Source organism: Streptomyces marokkonensis, assembly GCF_039539045.1.
Lineage (GTDB): Bacteria > Actinomycetota > Actinomycetes > Streptomycetales > Streptomycetaceae > Streptomyces > Streptomyces marokkonensis.
The window spans coordinates 2,858-20,984 of the sequence record NZ_BAABCQ010000137.1 but is presented as its reverse complement, the minus strand read 5'-3'; the positions used below and the strand labels follow the sequence as shown (position 1 = coordinate 20,984).

Sequence of the window (18,127 nt, the reverse complement as noted above, 5' to 3'; positions counted from 1 at the left end):
GCAGGAAATCTCACGGCGCGAGCCGTAAGAAACCCCTCCCTTCGGGGAGGGGAGCGTCAATCGTGCTCCCTCGTTCCTGGCGACACCGTGCGCATGAGGATAGAGACACGAGTCGTCCCTGAGAAAACCCGGTGCCCCGAAGGCAGTTGCGCCGACCGCCACCATGACTCACGAAGGGCACGGGGCGGCCGGTTCCACGGCCGTGACACCATCGGCTGCGTGCTCGACATCGGCTACGCCCTCTCCACCCGATTCCCCGACCCGCCGCAGACGGACTACCGCCGCGCGGACGTCCACGCGCTGCGGCACGACCTGTTCTGCGGGGACGTGTATCTCGCCGACACCAAGGCGGACCGGGAGATCTCCACAGCCTGGGGATGGGTGCCGGTGCTCGACTTCGCCTGGGCGCTGTGCGACATCGTGGAGCGTGTCGACCAGGACCCGGCGGGCTCCCGGGCCGCCCGGCCGCAGCGGGCGGAGCTGGACTTCACCGAGTCCACCGACCGCCTGCTCTTCGAGCGCCGCTTCGGCTGGGTCGACATCGAGGCCGAGTGGCTGCCGGAGGGCGAGCCCCCGCTCTCCTTCTCCCACACCGAACTGCGCCGGGAGTGCCGCGACTTCCTGCACGACCTGATCGCCGACCTCACCGACATGCACGACGACCTGGCGGACAACCCGGCCGTCTGGACCCTCCAGGCCCGCTTCCCCCGGGTCTCCTGAACACCCCGGGCCTCCCCCGGGTGCCCATCAGGCTCCGCCTCGGGCCCGCCCTGCTCCCTGGGCCCCGCTCTCCCCGCCGCTACTCCCCCGCCAGCACCCGCACCCCCAGCTCCGCCGCCAGCACCGGTGCCAGGTCCAGCAGCTGGGCCGGACTGATCACCACCCCCGACAGCCGGTCCACACCCCGGGCCAGCTCCAGCGGGGCGGCGCCGCGCAGGTCGACGTCCGTGAGGGTCGCCGCGCTGAAGTCCGCCCCCTTCAGAGCGCAGTCCACGAACTCGACCCGCTCCAGGCGGGCGCCCCCGAAGTCCGGCTCGACCAGGACGCAGCCCTCGAAGACGACGTCCTTGAGCCGGGCCCGGCGGAGGTTGAGATAGTCGATCTTGCCGCCGCGGACCAGGACCCGTTCCAGCACGGCACCGTGCAGCTGGGTGCCGCCCAGGCGGGCGTCGACCAGCTCGACGTCGCGCAGGGTCGCCTCGGCGAGCCGCGTACCGACGCCGCGGACGCCGGTGAGTACGCAGTCGAGCAGCCGGGCCCGGGTCAGGGACGCCTCGTCCAGCGCGCACCCCGTCAGCGCGCAGTCCATGAAGCGGGCCCCCGCACCGTCCTGCCCGGCGAAGTCCGTCTCCCGGAAATCCAGCGCGTCGTAGTCCCCGTCCGGCTCCAGCTCCGCTCCGTCATGGGGCTCCAGCGGTGGCAGCCGCAGCTCCGGGCGCCGCGCCGCCCGCACCGTCGCCCTCGTACCCCTGCCGTCGCCCGCCGCTCTCCTCACCATGCCCCCCATGCTGCACCCCACCACTGACAACCGGCGCCGAGCTGCGGAACCAGTCCTCCGCCCCGGCTCCCGGAGGTGTCGTTCGCCGGCGTTCGGACGCCCACGGCCTCCGCGGCGTGAGGCAACTGACGCAACGTGATGCGATACACCCCTTTTCGTGGTCTTCTGTCCAGATGAGTGGCATCCGGACAGGTGGGCCGGCCGCGCCCGCGGAGGCCGACCCCCACCGCTGGTGGGGGCTGGTGGTCATCGCCCTGGCCCAGCTGATGGTCGTCCTCGACGCGACCATCGTGAACATCGCGCTGCCCTCCGCGCAGCGTGATTTGGGCATGTCCGACACCAACCGCCAATGGGTGATCACCGCCTACACCCTCGCCTTCGGCGGGCTGCTGCTGCTCGGCGGCCGGGTCGCGGACCTGGTGGGACGCAGACGCACCTTCGTCATCGGGCTCATCGGCTTCGCCGCCGTGTCCGCGATCGGCGGTGCCGCCACCACCCCGGCGATGCTCTTCGGCGCCCGCGCCCTCCAGGGTGTCTTCGCCGCCGTCCTCGCGCCGTCCGCGCTCTCCCTGCTGGCGACGACCTTCACCGACCCGAAGGAGCGCGGGAAGGCCTTCGGCATCTACGGCACCCTGGCCGGCAGCGGCGCCGCCGTCGGTTTCCTCGTCGGCGGCGTGCTCACGGAGTACCTGAACTGGCGCTGGTGCCTGTACGTCAACATCCCCATCGCCGTCGCCGCCGTGATCGGCGCCCTGGTCCTGCTGAACGACCGCCCCGGTCAATCCGACGCACGCCTCGACGTCCCCGGCGTGTTCCTCGGCTGCGGCGGCCTGGTCGCCCTCGTCTACGGCTTCAGCGAGGCGCAGCCACGTGGCTGGACCGACCCGCTGGTGCTGGCGCTGTTCGCCGCCGGCGTCGCACTCCTCGCGGTCTTCGTGTGGTGGCAGGCCCGCGCCGCGAGCCCCCTGCTCCCACTGCACGTCATCCGCGACCGCAACCGCGCCGGCTGCTTCCTGACGATGATGCTGGCCGTCGTCGGCATGTTCGGGATGTTCCTGTTCATGACCTACTACCTCCAGACCATCCTCGGCTACTCCCCCGTACGGACCGGCCTCGCGTTCCTGCCGATGACCGCCTCGATCGTCATCGGCTCCACCCAGATCTCGGCCCGGCTGCTGCGCCACGTGGGCCCTCGCATGCTGATGGTCCCCGGCATGCTCCTGGCCTCCGGCGGCATGGTGATCCTCACCCGGATGAGCGTGGACTCGGAGTACGCCTCCGAGATCCTGCCCGCACTGATCCTCATGGGTCTCGGCATGGGCCTGACCTTCATGCCGGTCTTCTCCACCGCCACCGCCGGGGTCGCCGCGCGGGACTCCGGCGTGACCTCGGCGACGGTCAACACCTCCCAGCAGGTGGGCGGATCGATCGGCACGGCGCTGCTCAACACCATCGCCACGAGCACCAGCGCCTCCTACATCGCCTCCCACCTCACCGACCCGTCGCAGCGGGAGTCGGTCGTCCGGGAGGGCATCGTCCACGGGTACACGGTCGCCATCTGGCTGGCCGCCGGCGTCATGCTGCTGGCGGCCCTGATCGCGGGCCTGATGGTGACGGCCGAGGCCCCGAAGTACGGCCCCCCGGCCGAACGGCCGGTGCCGGAACCGGTGACCTGACCGGAACCGGTGACCTGAGAGGAACCGGTGGCCTGAGAGGAACCGGTGGCCTGAGAGGAACCGGCAACCCGAGAGGAGGGGCCGCGATCCAGGGCGCCCGCGCCCGGGGGCTCTCGCGCCCGGGGCTCTCGCGCCCGGTCCGAAAACCGCGTGACCGCCACGCAGCCCACCGGTAGCGTCGCCCGACATGATCGAGGTTCCGGACGCGCTCGCCGTCGCGCAGGCGAAGTACAACGGAGAGGCGGGCCGCGCCTTCATCGACGCGCTGCCCGCGCTGGCGGCCGGTTTCCTGGACCGCTGGGAACTGCGCCTCGACGGGCCGTCGATGCACGGCTGGGCCGCCCTCGTACTGCCCGTCGTACGCCGCGACGGCGCACCGGCCGCGCTGAAACTCCAGATCCTCGACGCGGAGACCGAGGGCGAGCCCGTCGCCCTGCGGCTGTGGGACGGCGACGGGGCGGTGCGACTGCTCGACCACGACGCGGCCACCGGCACCATGCTCCTGGAGCGCCTGGACTCGGCCCGTGCGCTCAGCCACGTCGAGGACTCCCGCGAGGCCGTCCTCGTCATCGCCCGGCTGCTCGCCCACCTCACCAGGGTTCCGGCGCCGCCCGGCGTGCGGCGCCTCGGCGACGCCGCGCGGGACATGGTGGAGCGGACTCCGAGGGCGCTGGAGCGCATCCCGGACCCGGCCGACCGGCGCCTGGTCGCCGACTGCGCCGCCGCCGTGCGCGAGGTCGCGGACGAGCCCGGCGACCGGCTGCTGCACTGGGACCTGCACTACGACAACGTCCTCGCCGCGGACCGCGCCCCCTGGCTCGCCATCGACCCCAAGCCGCTGGCCGGCGACCCCGGTTTCGACCTGCTGCCGGCCCTCGACAACCGCTACGACCCGGACGAGACCCGGTGGCGCTTCGACGCCATGACCGACGTCCTCGGGCTGGAGCGGGAGCGGGCCCGCGCGTGGACCCTCGGCCGCGTCCTGCAGAACTGCCTGTGGAACGTGGAGGACGGCGACCCGCTGGAGACCGAGCAGCTGGAGATCGGGCGGCTGCTGCGCACGACGGCGTGAGCGCCGGCCGTCCGGCGGCCGCCCGCCGAGACGGCGGACGACCCCCGGGCCGCACGCCACGCAGGGGCGGACCGCGAAAACGTACGCCACGCGGAGCCGACCCGCGCAACCGCACGCCGCGCAGGGCGGTTCGCACCCCCGCCGGTCCTCAGTCCTGAGCGGTGGACCGCACGTTCTTGGCCGGGCCGCGGGCCAGCGCGCCGGGCAGCTCGGTCCTGCGGCGTATCCGCAGCTTGCGGTACGTACTGGTCAAGTGGGTCTCCACGGTGCGCCGGGCCAGGTGCAGCAGGTCGGCTATCTCCGTGTTCGTCCGGCCGGCGGCGGCCAGTTCGGCGATACGGCGCTCGCTGCCGGTCAGTGCTCCGGAGCCGGTACGGGCCGTCACCGGGCCCCGGGCGCCGCTCTCCCGCAGGGCCTGCCCGGCCAGGGTGAGCAGCCGCACGGCACCCTTGCCCTCGGCCCGCTCCGCCGCCTCGCGCAGGCAGTCGCGGGCGCGGCCGCGTTCACCGGCGGCGGTGAGTTGACGTCCCTGGGCGATGAGCGCCGGGACCAGCTCCATGTCGATGTCGGCGGGCGCGTCCCGCAGGGTGCGTACGGCCTCCTCGGCCAGCTCCAGGCCGCGCCGCCCACCGGTCGCGGTGCCCAGCACGCGCAGGGCGCGGCCCACTGTGCGCGGGGTGTTCCACACCCGGGCCAGCCGCAGTTCCTCCGTCGCCAGGGCGAGTGCCTCCTGGCCGCCGCCCAGCGCCAGCCGGCACTCCGCGACCGCGGTCCGCCACGGGGTGACGACCGGACTGACCACCTCGCGGGCCGACTGGCGCCGTCCGCTCTCCAGGAAGTCGTGGATCGCCCCGGCCGGGTCGCCGGCGGCGGCCCGCTGCACGCCCCGCGCGTACAGGAATCGGTTCAGCTCCCAGGATTCCGGCGCCCGGCGCAGGTCGAAGGCGCCCGCGAGCCGCCCGGCATCCTCGGTGCGGCCGGTGTGGACCAGGGCCATCAGGGCGTGGGCGTCCCGGTTGGTGGGCCCGGTGCCGGACGGCGCCGACATCCCGCCCACCGCCGCGTCGCGGCCGGAGCCGGGGCCGGGGCCGAGGCCGGGGCCGAGGCCGGCGGCGAGCAACCTGGCGTGGTCGCCGCGGGCCGCGGCGATGTCGGCGCGGGTGTTGAGGAGCGCGTGCTGCATCGGGTGGAGCAGGGCGGGATGCTGTCCGGCCAGGCCTCGCTCCACGAGCCGGTCCGCCTCGTCGAGTTCGTCGGCCCACTGGGCGACCGCGGCGGCCGTGCCCAGCAGGAAGGGCTCGGCGAGCGGGTCGGCGGGCTGCGCCAGCAGGGCTCGTACGCGGCTCATCGCCTCCTCGGCCGAGATCAGCGCGGCCGTCGCCGCGTACCGCACGAGCAGCGCCTGCCCCGCGGTGCCCACCCGCTCCGGGGAGTGCTCGCCGGTCTCGCACAGCCACCGGTACACCTCCTGCCGGGTCGCCAGGTCCACGTCGGACAGCAGCGCGCCGGCGGTCTGCACGGTGCGGGTCAGGCCCGGGTGGCCGGACAGCCGGCCCTCCGTGCGGCGCAGCACCTCCATGGCCGTACGGATCTCACCGCGTCCGGCCAGGGCGGTGCCGAGGGCCACGGCCGTACGCACCCGGTTGCGGGGATCGGCCGGCAGGTGCTGGGCCTCGGCGAGGCGCGCTATGGCCGCCGGGGTGTCGGCCGACGCGTACTCCAGGGAGCCCAGTTCGGTCAGCAGCCGCTGGCGGAGGCCGTCCGGCAGCGCCTCGTCCAGGGCCCGGCGCAGATAGCCGACGGCGTCGTCGGGGCGGGCGTCGTGCACGGCGACCGTGACCGCGTCGCGCAGGACGCGCAACGCCCATGGCAGGCCGACGACCGGCGTCCGCAGCAGATGCCGGGCGATCGCCTCGACCCGGTCGCCCCGGCGCAGCATCGCCTCGGCCGCCGCCCGGTGCGCGGCCTCCCGGCGGGGCCGGGGCCAGCCGGTGAGCACGGCGTCCCGCAGCAGCGGATGCGCGTAGCGGGGGTGGCCTTCGGCGTCGGGACGCAGCAAGCCGAGCCGGGTCATGGCGGTGAGCCACCCGGCGACCCGCGCGGGGTCGGCGCCTGCCGCCTCGGCGAGCAGGTCGACCGGATCCCCGGCCCCCGCCTCGGCCGCACGGCCCCGGGGGGCGAGCCGGGCGTACGGGCCGCCCTCCCGGGGAGCGCGCGGTGTATACGGGTCGTGCCACGCGTGTCCCGCGTCCTCGCCGCGCTGCGTGGGCGGGGAGAGCCGCGAGCCCTGCGAGCCCTGCGCGTTCTGCACGGACTGCGCGTACTGCACGTGCTGCGCGGACTGCACGGACTGCACGGACTGCGCGTACTGCGCGTACTGCGCGTACTGCGCGGACTCAGGGGCCGCTGCGGCGAAGGGCGGGTCCGCGCCGGGAGGTACGAGGGCATACCGGACCGCCCCACGTCCGCCCGGCCGGTGCGCGGGGTCGTCCGTCGGGTCGCCCGTCGAGGCGTCCGCCAGGACGTCCACAGGGATGTCCGCAGGGACCTCGTCCGTGCCCGTCGGCCACGCCTGTTCCAGTGCCGCGAGGCACCGGGCCGCGTCGGCCGTCGCGGGCCCGGCGCTGTTCAGCCACCAGGAGACGGCCGCCGGGTAGGCCCCGGGATACAGCGCGGCGCAGGTGTCGGGCAGGGGCGGCGCGCCGTCGGACGAGGGACCGCCCGGCCGCGGGATGCCGCGCAGGTCGTCGAGCAGGGCGTGCAGCAGCAACGGGCTGCCGGCGCCAGCCCGTACGCACTGGGCCGTCCAGTGCGGTCCGGCCGCGGGAAAGGCCTCCCGGACCAGCCCGGCCGCCGCCGCGTCGCTGAGCGGGGCGAGGGTGTGCGTGCGCACGAGGGAGGGGGACAGTGCCTGGGTGAGCCCGGCGGGCCGCGGTTCGATGTCGTACTGGCTGCGCTCGGTGGCCACCAGCAGTACCGGTAATCGGTCGACGCGCCGGACCGCCTCGACCAGCCAGCGCCGCGAGGCGGCGTCGGCCAGGTGGACGTCGTCCACGGCCACCAGCAGCGGCCCCTCGGCGGCGTACGAGCACAGCAGCCGCCACAGCCGGGCCGCGCTGCCGCGGTCGTCGCCGACGGGCACCAGGTCCGTGAACTCCGGCACCGGACCGAGAAGCTGACAGACCGTGGCGAAGGGCACGTCGGTGTCCTCGGGCGAGCAGCGCACGCTCAGCACCCGCAGACCACGGTCCGCGGCGTGCCGGACGGCGGCCTCCAGGACGGCGGTGCGGCCGGTGCCGGTGGCGCCGCGCAGCAGGACGAGGCCGCCGGTGCCGGTCCGGGCGCGCTCGGTCTCGGCCGCGAGCAGCGCGTGGGCGTCGTCGCGTTCACGGAGCGGTCCGGTCATCGGTGCCTCCTGTGGTGGATGATGCTCCCCCGCTCTGTGAGACGTACGAATGCGGTCACCGGTGGTGTGAAGTGGCCCACCCGTGGCAACGATGTCCGGTGGGCCGGGCGGCGGCTGTGACCGTGTCCGCACCGACGGTTGTGATCCTGGTTGTGGTTGTGGCGAGGCTCACGGTGCCGCGCAGTCGGCACCACATGTCTGCGCGTCTTTCCGCAAGACCCCTCTGACCTGCTAAAACGCTCGTTCGAGAGGTCGCTCGTGGCAGTCTCCGCGCTGGTCTCGTGGTGTGCCTCGTGGTGCTCCACGATTGCGCGGTCCCAGCCGTCACAGAAGTGTGGAACACGCTCATCCGCTACTGGCCTGCGCCGGACGGCGGGCTCGTGAACAGGGGGGAAACGGTTGTTCAACTCACCCCGGACCACCACCACATCCACCATCGGCACCAGCACCGGCGCGACCGTCGGGGTCACCGACCGGCGCGTCCCGGTGGCGGTGTCCGCTCCGGACCCGATCAGCCGCGAGGGCGCGGTCAGCCAGTTGCGCCGGCACCCGGAGATCGACCTGCGCGAGGATTCCGGCCCCGGCACCGTGGCCCTGCTGGTCGAGGACGCCCTCGACGAGGCGGCGCTCACCCGGCTGCGCCGGATCGTGCGCAGCGAGGGCGCGCGCGCCGTACTCGTCGTCGGCGCGATCCGTGAGAACGAACTGCTGGACGTCGTCGAGTGCGGCGTCGGCGCCATCGTCTGGCGGCACGAGGCCACCGCCCACCGGCTGGTGCAGGCGGTGCTGGCCGCCTCCCGGGGCGACGGCGACCTGCCCGCCGACCTGCTCGGCCGACTCATCTCCCAGGTGGGCACGTTGCATCGAGGCGCGGCGGGCCGCCCCGGCGCCCCCTCGCTGGGACTCGCACCCCGCGAGGTGGACGTCCTGCGTCTGGTCGCCGAGGGCCTCGACACCGGAGAGATCGCGGGCAAGCTGTCCTACTCCGAACGGACCGTCAAGAACGTCATGCACGGACTCACCACTCGGCTTCACCTGCGCAATCGCGCGCACGCCGTGGCCTATGCCCTACGGGAAGGCTACATCTGACCGAAAGGGCATTCGAGACCGGCCCCACGGGGCCGCGAGGGCAGGGCGGCCTGCCCCTCCGCCGTCCCCGGCGCGCCTGCGGGCAGGTCGGCACCCGGGGCACGATCGGTGACAACCGGTGACAGGTCGCGGCAGCGGGCGGGCCGACGGAACAGCAGTACGGGCAGGGCGGGAGCGCAAGAGTGATCCACGAGGTGGACGAGGTCCTCAAGAGCCTCCTCCGCGGCGGGGCGTTGACGGGCTCGGGCATCGACGTGGCCTTCGAGGCACCCACCCGCGACTGGGCGGCCCGGCGCAACGCCCCCGTGGTCAACGCCTACCTGTACGACATCCGTGAGGACGTGAACCGGCGCCAGCGCGGCCAGATCGCGGTGCGGGACGAGCGGGACATCGTGGTGCGGCGCCGTCAGCCGCCGCGCTGGTTCCGGCTGTCGTACCTGTTGACCGCGTGGACGAAGACCCCGCAGGACGAACACCGGCTGCTGTCGGCCGTACTGGCGACCCTGCTGCCCCGCGAGCTGCTGCCGTCCGACGAACTCCCCGGCTCCCTCGGAGCGCTGGGTCTGTCGATGCCGCTGACCGTGGCCGGCATCCAGACGGAGTCCCGCTCCCTCGCCGAGATCTGGTCCGCCCTGGGCGGTGAGCTGAAGCCGTCCCTGGACCTGGTGGTGACCGCGCCCTTCCCGGCCTTCCCGGAGTACGACGCCGGGCCCCCGGTCACCGAGGGCGCGACGGTCCGGCTGCGCGGTATGGACGGCGACCCGCCGGAGTCCGAAGGGCGCTCCCACCGCCCCCACCAGGTGGCCGCGGCCCGCACGGCCCGCGAGGAAGCGGCGGCCCGTACCGCCCGCAAGGACGCGACAGACCGCGCCACCCGCGAGAACCCGGCGGCCCGTACCGCCCACAAGGACCCGGCAGACCGCCGTACGGGCGGTACGGACCGCACGGGCGGTACGGACCGCGCAGACCGTACGGACCAGCCGTGAACGCCCCCTCCGTACGGGCGATGTCGACCGCCGCCTCCGGTGGCCCCGCGTTCGGCCCGTACGACGGTGATCCCGCCCACACGCTGCTCACCCGCCTCACCGCCCTGCGGGAGCGGGTGGCCGCGCTGGTCGAGCACCGCTCGGCCGACGACCCCACGGCCGACGACCCGCTGCGCGGCCTGTACCTGTCCAACGACGCCGTACAGCACCTGCTGCGCGCCTGGCCGCCCGGCGACCGTCCCGAGGCCACCACCGCCGACAGCGCCGTCACCGCTCCCCACGCCACCACCGCTGCCGATGCCGATACCGATGCCGCCGGTGCCCTCGGCGCTCTCGACGCCGCCCCGCCGCACGGGTCCGCCGGCGGGCGGGCCGGCCGGGGCGACCGGCTGGCTTGGCTGGCCGGGCGCACGCGGCTGACCGAGCTGGACACCGCGCTCCTGCTCATCGCCCTCGCCCCCGACATCGACCGCACCTTCGAGCCGCTCTACGGCTACCTCAACGACGACGTGAGCCGCCGTCGCGCCACCGTGGGTCTCGCCCTCGACCTGTGCGGGGTGCCCCCGCACCAGGCGGCGGCCCGGGCCCGGTTCCACGCCTCCGCGCCGCTGCGCACCCTCGGCCTGCTGGAGGTCGAGGAGCCGGAGCGCCCCTTCCTCACCCGCTCCTTGCGGGCCCCCGACCGGCTGATCGGCCACCTGCTCGGTGACGACACCCCGGACGCCGCCCTCCTCGACCTGCTGCACCCGATGCCGGTCCCGCTGCCCGCACCCGGCGCCGACGACTTCGTACGCCGCCTCGCCGCCCGTCTGCACGACGGCCCGCTCACCGCCTACCTGCGCGAACCGCGCGAGGGCGACGGACTGGCCGCACTCGCCTCCGTCCTGGACGCCGTGGGCATCGACGCGCTGCGCTGCTCCCGGCCCGAGGACCACGTCCCCGAACTGCTGCGCGAGGCCCGCCTCACCGGTCGGGCCGTCGTGGTGTCGGGCCTGCCCGAACGGCCGGGCCCGCTGGTACGGGCGCTGACCGCGGCGACGGACGTGACCGTGCTGCTCACCGACCCGCGACCGTACGACCCGCACTGGTCCCCGGCCGACCCGCTGATCCTGGACGCTCCGGGCCGCCTGGCAGGCGGTGCGGCCGCCTGGCAGGCCGCGCTGGGACCGGAGAGCGAGACGTTCGACCTGGCAGACGCCGTCGCCCCCTACCGGCTCGGCGGCGACCGCATCCAGCGGGCCGCGCTCGCCGCCCGCTCCCTCGCCGCCTTCGACGGCACCCCGCTCACCGCCGCCCACGTCCGGCTCGCGGCCCGCCGGCAGTCGGCCTCCGGCCTGGAGAGCCACGCCCGCCGGATCCGGCCCGACGTGGACTGGGGGGACCTGGTCCTGCCCGACAAGCCCCTCGTCCAGCTGCACGAACTCGCCCTGCGCGCCCGCCACCGCGACCGCGTCCTCGGCGACTGGCGGCTCAGCGCGGGCGGCGGACGCGGCCGGGGGGTCCTCGGCCTGTTCGCGGGCGAGTCGGGCACCGGCAAGACCCTGTCGGCGGAGGTCGTCGCGGCCGACCTGGGCCTGGACCTCTACGTGGTCCAGCTGTCGTCGGTCGTGGACAAGTACGTCGGCGAGACCGAGAAGAACCTCGAGAGGATCTTCACGGAGGCCGACCGCACCGACGCCGTACTCCTCTTCGACGAGGCCGACGCCGTCTTCGGCAAGCGCTCCGAGGTCAAGGACGCGCACGACAAGTACGCCAACATGGAGAGCGCCTACCTGCTCCAGCGCCTGGAGTCCTTCGACGGCATCGCCCTGCTCACCACCAACCTGCGGGCCAACATCGACGAGGCGTTCACCCGGCGCCTGGACCTGGTGGTCGACTTCCCGTTCCCGGACGCCGGTCAGCGTCTGGCGCTGTGGCGGCACGGTCTGGTGCACGTGCCGTCCGACGACGGCATCGATCCGTCTCCGCTGGCCCGGGAGTTCGAGCTGGCCGGCGGTTCGATCCGCAGCGCGGTGGTCACCGCCGCCTACCTCGCCGCCGGGCGCGGGGACCACGTGATGGCGGACGACCTCCTGGAGGGCGCCCGCCGCGAGTACCGCAAGGCCGGCCGGCTGGTGCCGGGCGAGGCGGTCTGGTAGACGCCCGCCGTCGCTGCCCGGCCGTGACGCCCGCCGTCGCTGCCCGGCCGTGACGCCTGCCGTCGCTGCCCGGCCGGCGTCACGCAACTCGGGACCAGCCCCGGGACCCGCCGACCCGGTCCGAACCAGACCCGGAACCCGCCGACCCGGTCCGGGCCGGCCCCGTGAGACGGGGCCGGAGCGGGCGGGCCTCAGGCCTGGTTCGACGGGAGGATCTGCCACTCCGCGTCGTCGGAGTTGGCGCAGTCGTAGAGCATCAGCTTGGCGTCCATGACGCGGACGCTCGATCCGGCGACGTCCAGGCACGCGTTGTTGCCGGCGAAGTTGCGGATCCAGTAGTTCCCGCTCTTCTGCTTGTCGGCCCACCAGAGCTGGTTGTCGGCGGTCGTGCCGGTGCAGGTGAACTCGGTGACCGGCGTCCTGATGGGATTGGCTCCGTACTCGGGAAGGTCCATGCAGAGCTGGTCCTTCACGTTCCGGATCTGGAAGAGCGCCGCCCCGCCGGGTCCGCCCTTCGGGTACTTCACCTCCAGGTTCCAGAGCTGGTTGTCGGCATCGGTGGGATCGCAGACCGACTGCCACACCGGGCCGTTGATCTGTCCCTTCTCGTGTCCCGGGAGCTCGGCGCAGAACTCGGTGGTGGTGTTGCGCAGCAGGACCCTGCTGGCGGGCACCACATCGGGTTCCCCGGCCGACTCCTCGGTCTGCTTCTCACCACCGCCATCACCGTCGCCACCGCCGTCCTTCTCACCACCGCCACCCTCGTCCTTCGGTTTATCGGTGGTCTGCTGCGGCGCGGGGGGCTGGGCGAGGGCCGGCTCCTCCGTGCTGGGCAGCTTCTCCTCGCCGGCACTGGCGTTGGGGCTGGGCGCGAGCTCGATACCCGTCTGCTCCAGCTGTTCGGTGGCGCTGGTGCGGACCTGCGGCTTGTAGGCGATCCAAATCATCACGAACGCCACGGTCAACGCGAGAGCGATACCCAGAAAGGTCGCCAGCCAGCGCGGCAGAAACCCCCGCTGCACATACGTACCCTCGACCTCCGTCGGATCGACCCCGGACCGGCGCACCGCCAACGTGTACGGCCGCTCCTCCTTCGAACCGAACCAGATGATCTGCCGCGGCTTCAGCGTCGTCTCCACGAACGCCGCACGACCCGGCTCGATCTGCACGTTCCCCGGACGGATCTCGTACGACAGATGATCCCCGGTATCACTGCCCGCGACCGACGCCGTCACCTTCGTATTACCGAGGTTGTCCACCGCCAGCTTCGGACGCCCCCGGAAACGCCCCTTCACCGTCGACGGCACCAACTCCGCCCGCACCTCGGAGAACGCCGTGACCGTCAGATTCCCCTCCGGCACCGTCACCGCGTCCGGATGCTCCGTCGGAGTGATCCGCACCGCATAAGGATTCGGCCCCGCCACCGCATCCGGCGAACGAGGAGGAGCAAACGTCAGCTCCACCGTCCCCGTCGTCCCCGGATACAACCGCAACGTCTGCGGCTCCACCACCGTCCAGGGAGCGATGTCCCCCACCGGCTCGAACCGGTACTCATCAACAACATCACCGGTATTACGCACCCTCAGGCGCACACACGTACTGCTGCCGGGGTCCACAGTCGCGGACGCGGGCTCCAGCGAAGTCCACAGGCTCACACGGCGAGGCTACGCACCGGCAAGAGCCCGGCCAGGAGCCGTCGGGGCACAACCGATTGCCCCGACGTCCCCGCGCTGTGGCCCGAGTGTCCTCGTCAGTCCTTCAGCTTGGTGAGAATCTCCCACTCCTGGTCGTCGCCGTCCAGGCAGTCGAAGAGCGTGAGCTTGGCGAACTCGCCGCCGTCGCTCCAGCCCTCCACGTTGAGGCACTTGTTGTTGCTGGCGGCGTTGCGGATCCAGTACGCCCCGCTCTTCTGCTTGTCGGCCCACCAGAGCTGGTTGTCGGCGTCCGTGCCCTTGCAGGGGAACTCGGTGATCGGCGACTTGATGGGTGCGGCCCCGAACTTGGGCAGGTCCATGCAGAGCTGGTCCTTGATGTTCCGGATCTGGAAGAGCGGCACCCCGCCGGGGCCCGCCTTCGGGTACTTCACCTCCAGGTTCCAGACCTGGTTGTCGGCGACGCCCTCGCGGCAGGCGGACTGCTGGACCGGGCCGTTGATCTCCCCTCCCTCACGTCCGGGGAGTTCGGCACACATCTTCGTGACGGTGTTGCGCAGCAGGACGTTGCTGGCGGGTACCACGGAGGGTTCCTTGGCCGGCTTCTTGTCCTGCTTCTCACCACCGCCGCCGTCCCCGCCGCCTTCACCGTCGCCGTCGCCGCCACCGGCGTCGTTCTTGGGCTCCCCCGACGGCTGCTCCGGTTGGGGCTGCTCGACGGGCGCCGACTCGGCCCCACTCGGCAGCTTCTCCGCGTCGGCGCTGGGGCTGGGCGCGAGCTCGGTGCCCGTCTGCTCCAGCTGTTCGGTGGCGCTGGTGCGGACCTGCGGCTTGTAGGCGATCCAAATCATCACGAACGCCACGGTCAACGCGAGAGCGATACCCAGAAAGGTCGCCAGCCAGCGCGGCAGAAACCCCCGCTGCACATACGTACCCTCGACCTCCGTCGGATCGACCCCGGACCGGCGCACCGCCAACGTGTACGGCCGCTCCTCCTTCGAACCGAACCAGATGATCTGCCGCGGCTTCAGCGTCGTCTCCACGAACGCCGCACGACCCGGCTCGATCTGCACGTTCCCCGGACGGATCTCGTACGACAGATGATCCCCGGTATCACTGCCCGCGACCGACGCCGTCACCTTCGTATTACCGAGGTTGTCCACCGCCAGCTTCGGACGCCCCCGGAAACGCCCCTTCACCGTCGACGGCACCAACTCCGCCCGCACCTCGGAGAACGCCGTGACCGTCAGATTCCCCTCCGGCACCGTCACCGCGTCCGGATGCTCCGTCGGAGTGATCCGCACCGCATAAGGATTCGGCCCCGCCACCGCATCCGGCGAACGAGGAGGAGCAAACGTCAGCTCCACCGTCCCCGTCGTCCCCGGATACAACCGCAACGTCTGCGGCTCCACCACCGTCCAGGGAGCGATGTCCCCCACCGGCTCGAACCGGTACTCATCAACAACATCACCGGTATTACGCACCCTCAGGCGCACACACGTGCTGCTGCCGGGGTCGACGGTGGCGGACGCGGGCTCCAGGGAGGTCCATAGGGTCACACGGAGACGCTACGGACGGACCGGGACGCCGTCAAAAGGCGCCGGGGCAGACCCGGTTGCCCGAAAAGGCCGTTCGTGCGACGGTCGGAGCTATTCCGCGTCGTCCGCGTGTTCCGTCGCCGCTCGCTGGGCGACGACGGACGGCGCGGTCTGCACCCCCGCCGCGAAGGCCGCGCCGTCGGCCGCCGCCGTCCGCTCGGAGTCCTGGCCGGGGTCGGTCACGGTGACTCCGGCGCCGTTGTTGTTGCCGGTCTCCCGGTTGCCCCTGAGGTTCTTGTCGACGTGGCCCAGTTCATGGCCGATGAGATCCTTGCGGCCGGTCGCCTGCGGACCGAGGAAGACGTGGGTGCCGACCGTCATGGCCTGGGCGCCCAGCGCCACGGTGGCGCGCTGGGCCATCGGGCTGTCGTGGATGCGGGTGGGCGAGAGGTCGTTCTGGTAGAACGACTCGGCCTCGGAGCGCACCGATCCGGCCAGCGGGCGGCTCGGCGTGGCCATGGCCGCGTCCAGGAGCTGGCGCTGGCCCTCGGGGCTGCCGTCCTCGACCCCGCCGTGCCCGCACCCGGCACCGTGCACGTGCTGGTCCTGGTCGACCATGCGTGCGACCGCCCGGTTGCCGACGGAGCGCTGGAGCGCCAGGGCCGTCGCGGGGGTCATCGGCCCGCCTCGCACGCCGATGGGCGCTGTCACGGCTCGACGCGGAGCCTGACCGCCCCTCGCGGCCTTCTGATCGGCGGCTTCCTCGTGAGCGCGCACCATGCTCCCTTCGACACCGGATGTCTGACCACCAGCCTTACCGGACCGTCCCGGCCACCGGCAGGACCGGGCGGGCAACGTCGGGGGCAGCGTCGCCGGCGGACGACGTGGCGGCCCGGGACGCGTGCACCGCCCGGCGGAAGCGAGGGCGACCGGGCGCGACGGGTGGCACTCAGGAGGCCAGTTGCTTGGCTATGTACTTCTCCCAGTCCTCCTGTCGATCGGGGTCGTTGAGCGAGTCCTCCCACTCCTCTTTCGACTCCTTACGCTTCTCAGGGGTGCAGTTGAGGTCTATGAGCAGCTCACGCGCCTTGTCACGAGCTTCCTTGGGTACGTTCTTGCCCACGGGGACGGCCGGCCCGGCTGCGAGCGCATAGATTTCCTGGGCCGTGAGTTGACGCTCTCCCTGCCCGACGGATTTCGTCACCTTGAAGGCTTCCGCCGTAGCCTTCCGCTTGCTGCCCTTTTCCTCGGTTTCCTCGGTCTTCTCGGTGAACTCGGTTTCCCCCTGAGCCAACGTGGTTCGGGCCCACTTGGCAGGATGCCGCACCTCCATGGCGCGCTTGTAGCCCCCCTTACCTCCCTTATAGGCGGCAAGGCCACCCAGTGCGGCCGCCGCACCGGCGCCCACGGCGGGTGCGGCCGGAGTGGCGAGCGTCCCGGCGAGGGCTACGACGGCCAGGATGCCACCCGCGGTACGAATGACGTTTCCACCCAGGTTGACCGCACGCTTTACGATTTTCCTGTCCTGCTTTTTTATCGCGTACTGCTGGCCGCTGGCGAGATGCTCCATCAACTCCTTCCTCAGGTTGTCCGCCTCTGCCTGGGACTCGCCAAGAGATTTCAGCTGTTCCTCAGTCGGGCCGGCCTGCGGGCCCGACAGCCCGGCCGTTGTGGCGGCCAGCTCCGCATTCACGTCACCCAAGCGGTCCAGCACCTTCTGAAGCGCTCGACCCCGAACTGCTTCTACATCCTTCAGAGAATGCTTCACGAGATTACGGCGCTTATGCTTGGTGCGATGGAGAACTCGGCTCTCACGAGCGCCGATACCTACGGAGAACACTGCGGTGAGAACACCGGTTCCCTCCCCGAGACCTGTCACCCCCTCCGCGACGCCCTTGTTCTTCATCGCGGCGTTGCCCACTTTCAGCCCGTCGCTGATGGTCATGAGGGAGTTCGTCAAGAAGCCGGCGGACTTCCCCTTCTTGTCCTTGTCCGCCTGGTGGGCCTCGGCTCCCTTCGCGTCTTTGACCTTCCTCGCGGAGAGGTAGCCGCGCCCGTCGTTGACAGCCCCCAGGACAGAGACGGCGGCGTTGGACCCGGACTCGAACTGCAGCTGTGGCGGGCCACCGAACTTCACTTCGGTGTTCGAATCTTTCGCATGTGCTTGAGCTGCCACTCCTGAGGGCGCACTGCCGCGAAGGACGGCCGTGTCGCTCGGATCGAGCCTCTTTTTCGCATTGGTGAGACTGAGGGCGCTCTTGGTCTTCGTCCTGGCCTTCTCCAGGAAACCCGGCTCTGCCGCCTGCGGTGTCTGTTCCGCGGCTTTCGCCATCCTCTTCCTCACCTCGGCCGCAGCCTCTCGTGCCGCGGCCTCGGCCTTCCTCGCCCGCAGCTGCTCCCGCGCCGCGGCCGCCGCCTCTGTCCGCGCCTCGGTCTCCGCCCGTCTGTGGACACTCGCGTCGGCGTGAGCCTTCCTCACCTCCTCCTGTGCCCCCGCCTGGGCCGCCTCGTACGTCTTCTGCTCCGTCACAGCCTCACTCAGCTGTCCCTGCGCCGTTTCCTTGTCCTTCTCCAGGTTCTCCAGTGCGGCCTCCGCAGCCACCCGCGCCTTCGCCGCGGTCTCGCGCTTGCCCTCCTTGTCCTCCACCAGAACCTCGGCAGCGGCCACCGCCTCCTGCGCGTCATTCACAGGCTTGGCCCACTTCTTCACGGCAGCGGCGGCATCCGTCTGCTTTTCGTTCGCGGGGCCTACCTTCTCCTTCTCCTCCTTTGCCGCCTTCTCGAATCCACCCATCTGCTCCTTCGCCTTCGCCAACGCCGCGACCCAGGCCTGCGCCTCATTCCGCGCGGCGGCCACAGCCTGCTCCGCCTGCCCCTCCGCCTCGCCCTCGGCAGTCGCCCGCTTCTCCACCTCGGCCTCGGCGTCCTCCAACGCCTTCGCCGCGGCCTGGGACTTCCGCGTGAGCGTCTCCACCTCGGCCTCGGCATCCTTCAACGCCTTCGCCGCGGCCTCGGCCTTCCGCGTGAGCGTCTCCACCTCGGCCTCGGCATCCTTCAACGCCTTCGCCGCGG

The 18,127-nt window shown here is 72.3% G+C and carries 12 protein-coding genes; 6 read left to right on the top strand and 6 right to left on the bottom strand.

All coding sequences use genetic code 11. The annotated features are described in order from the left end of the window. Positions 1–219 precede the first annotated feature (219 nt). Positions 220–720, top strand: coding sequence for a hypothetical protein (locus tag ABEA26_RS27005; RefSeq protein WP_345595956.1), 501 nt, complete (start codon positions 220–222; stop codon positions 718–720). 79 nt (positions 721–799) lie between these two features. Here ABEA26_RS27005 and ABEA26_RS27000 read toward each other — a convergent pair whose 3' ends face one another. Then, positions 800–1,498 carry a pentapeptide repeat-containing protein gene (locus tag ABEA26_RS27000; RefSeq protein ID WP_345595955.1) on the bottom strand — a complete coding sequence of 233 codons (699 nt, stop codon included), beginning with the start codon at positions 1,496–1,498 and terminating at the stop codon, positions 800–802. A 173-nt stretch (positions 1,499–1,671) separates the two neighbouring features. Between ABEA26_RS27000 and ABEA26_RS26995 the strand changes: the two genes are divergently transcribed. After that, positions 1,672–3,174, top strand: coding sequence for an MFS transporter (locus tag ABEA26_RS26995; RefSeq protein ID WP_345595954.1), 1,503 nt, complete (start codon positions 1,672–1,674; stop codon positions 3,172–3,174). Positions 3,175–3,361: 187 nt separating this feature from the next. Next, positions 3,362–4,246: an aminoglycoside phosphotransferase family protein gene (locus tag ABEA26_RS26990; RefSeq protein ID WP_345595953.1), complete on the top strand. Its 885-nt coding sequence runs from the start codon at positions 3,362–3,364 to the stop codon at positions 4,244–4,246. A gap of 148 nt (positions 4,247–4,394) precedes the next feature. Here the strand turns inward: ABEA26_RS26990 and ABEA26_RS26985 are convergent, their stop codons facing one another. Beyond that, positions 4,395–7,652 (bottom strand): helix-turn-helix transcriptional regulator, encoded by a 3,258-nt coding sequence (locus ABEA26_RS26985; protein ID WP_345595952.1) that lies wholly within the window; start codon positions 7,650–7,652, stop codon positions 4,395–4,397. Positions 7,653–8,051: 399 nt separating this feature from the next. On the opposite strand from ABEA26_RS26985, the gene ABEA26_RS26980 reads away from it, so the two are divergent. The 3 genes from ABEA26_RS26980 to ABEA26_RS26970 all read left to right on the top strand — a co-directional run bounded on the left by ABEA26_RS26980 (position 8,052) and on the right by ABEA26_RS26970 (position 11,865). Further along, a complete protein-coding gene (locus ABEA26_RS26980; protein ID WP_425587905.1) occupies positions 8,052–8,741 on the top strand; it encodes a helix-turn-helix transcriptional regulator in 690 nt (229 codons plus the stop codon). A 182-nt stretch (positions 8,742–8,923) separates the two neighbouring features. Beyond that, entirely contained in the window at positions 8,924–9,727 is an 804-nt protein-coding gene (locus ABEA26_RS26975) for a Pvc16 family protein (protein WP_345595951.1), read from the top strand. Between the two features lie 20 nt (positions 9,728–9,747). Next, entirely contained in the window at positions 9,748–11,865 is a 2,118-nt protein-coding gene (locus ABEA26_RS26970; RefSeq protein WP_345595957.1) for an ATP-binding protein, read from the top strand. Positions 11,866–12,056: 191 nt separating this feature from the next. Here the strand turns inward: ABEA26_RS26970 and ABEA26_RS26965 are convergent, their stop codons facing one another. The 4 genes from ABEA26_RS26965 to ABEA26_RS26950 form a co-directional block, all read right to left on the bottom strand. Next, entirely contained in the window at positions 12,057–13,520 is a 1,464-nt protein-coding gene (locus tag ABEA26_RS26965; RefSeq protein WP_345595950.1) for an RICIN domain-containing protein, read from the bottom strand. 95 nt (positions 13,521–13,615) lie between these two features. Then, positions 13,616–15,076, bottom strand: a complete 1,461-nt coding sequence (locus ABEA26_RS26960; protein WP_345595949.1) for an RICIN domain-containing protein — start codon at positions 15,074–15,076, stop codon at positions 13,616–13,618. A 90-nt stretch (positions 15,077–15,166) separates the two neighbouring features. Further along, positions 15,167–15,733 (bottom strand): eCIS core domain-containing protein, encoded by a 567-nt coding sequence (locus ABEA26_RS26955; RefSeq protein ID WP_345595948.1) that lies wholly within the window; start codon positions 15,731–15,733, stop codon positions 15,167–15,169. Between the two features lie 271 nt (positions 15,734–16,004). Further along, positions 16,005–18,127: hypothetical protein (locus ABEA26_RS26950; RefSeq protein WP_345595947.1), on the bottom strand; the 2,123-nt coding region annotated here is incomplete at its 5' end.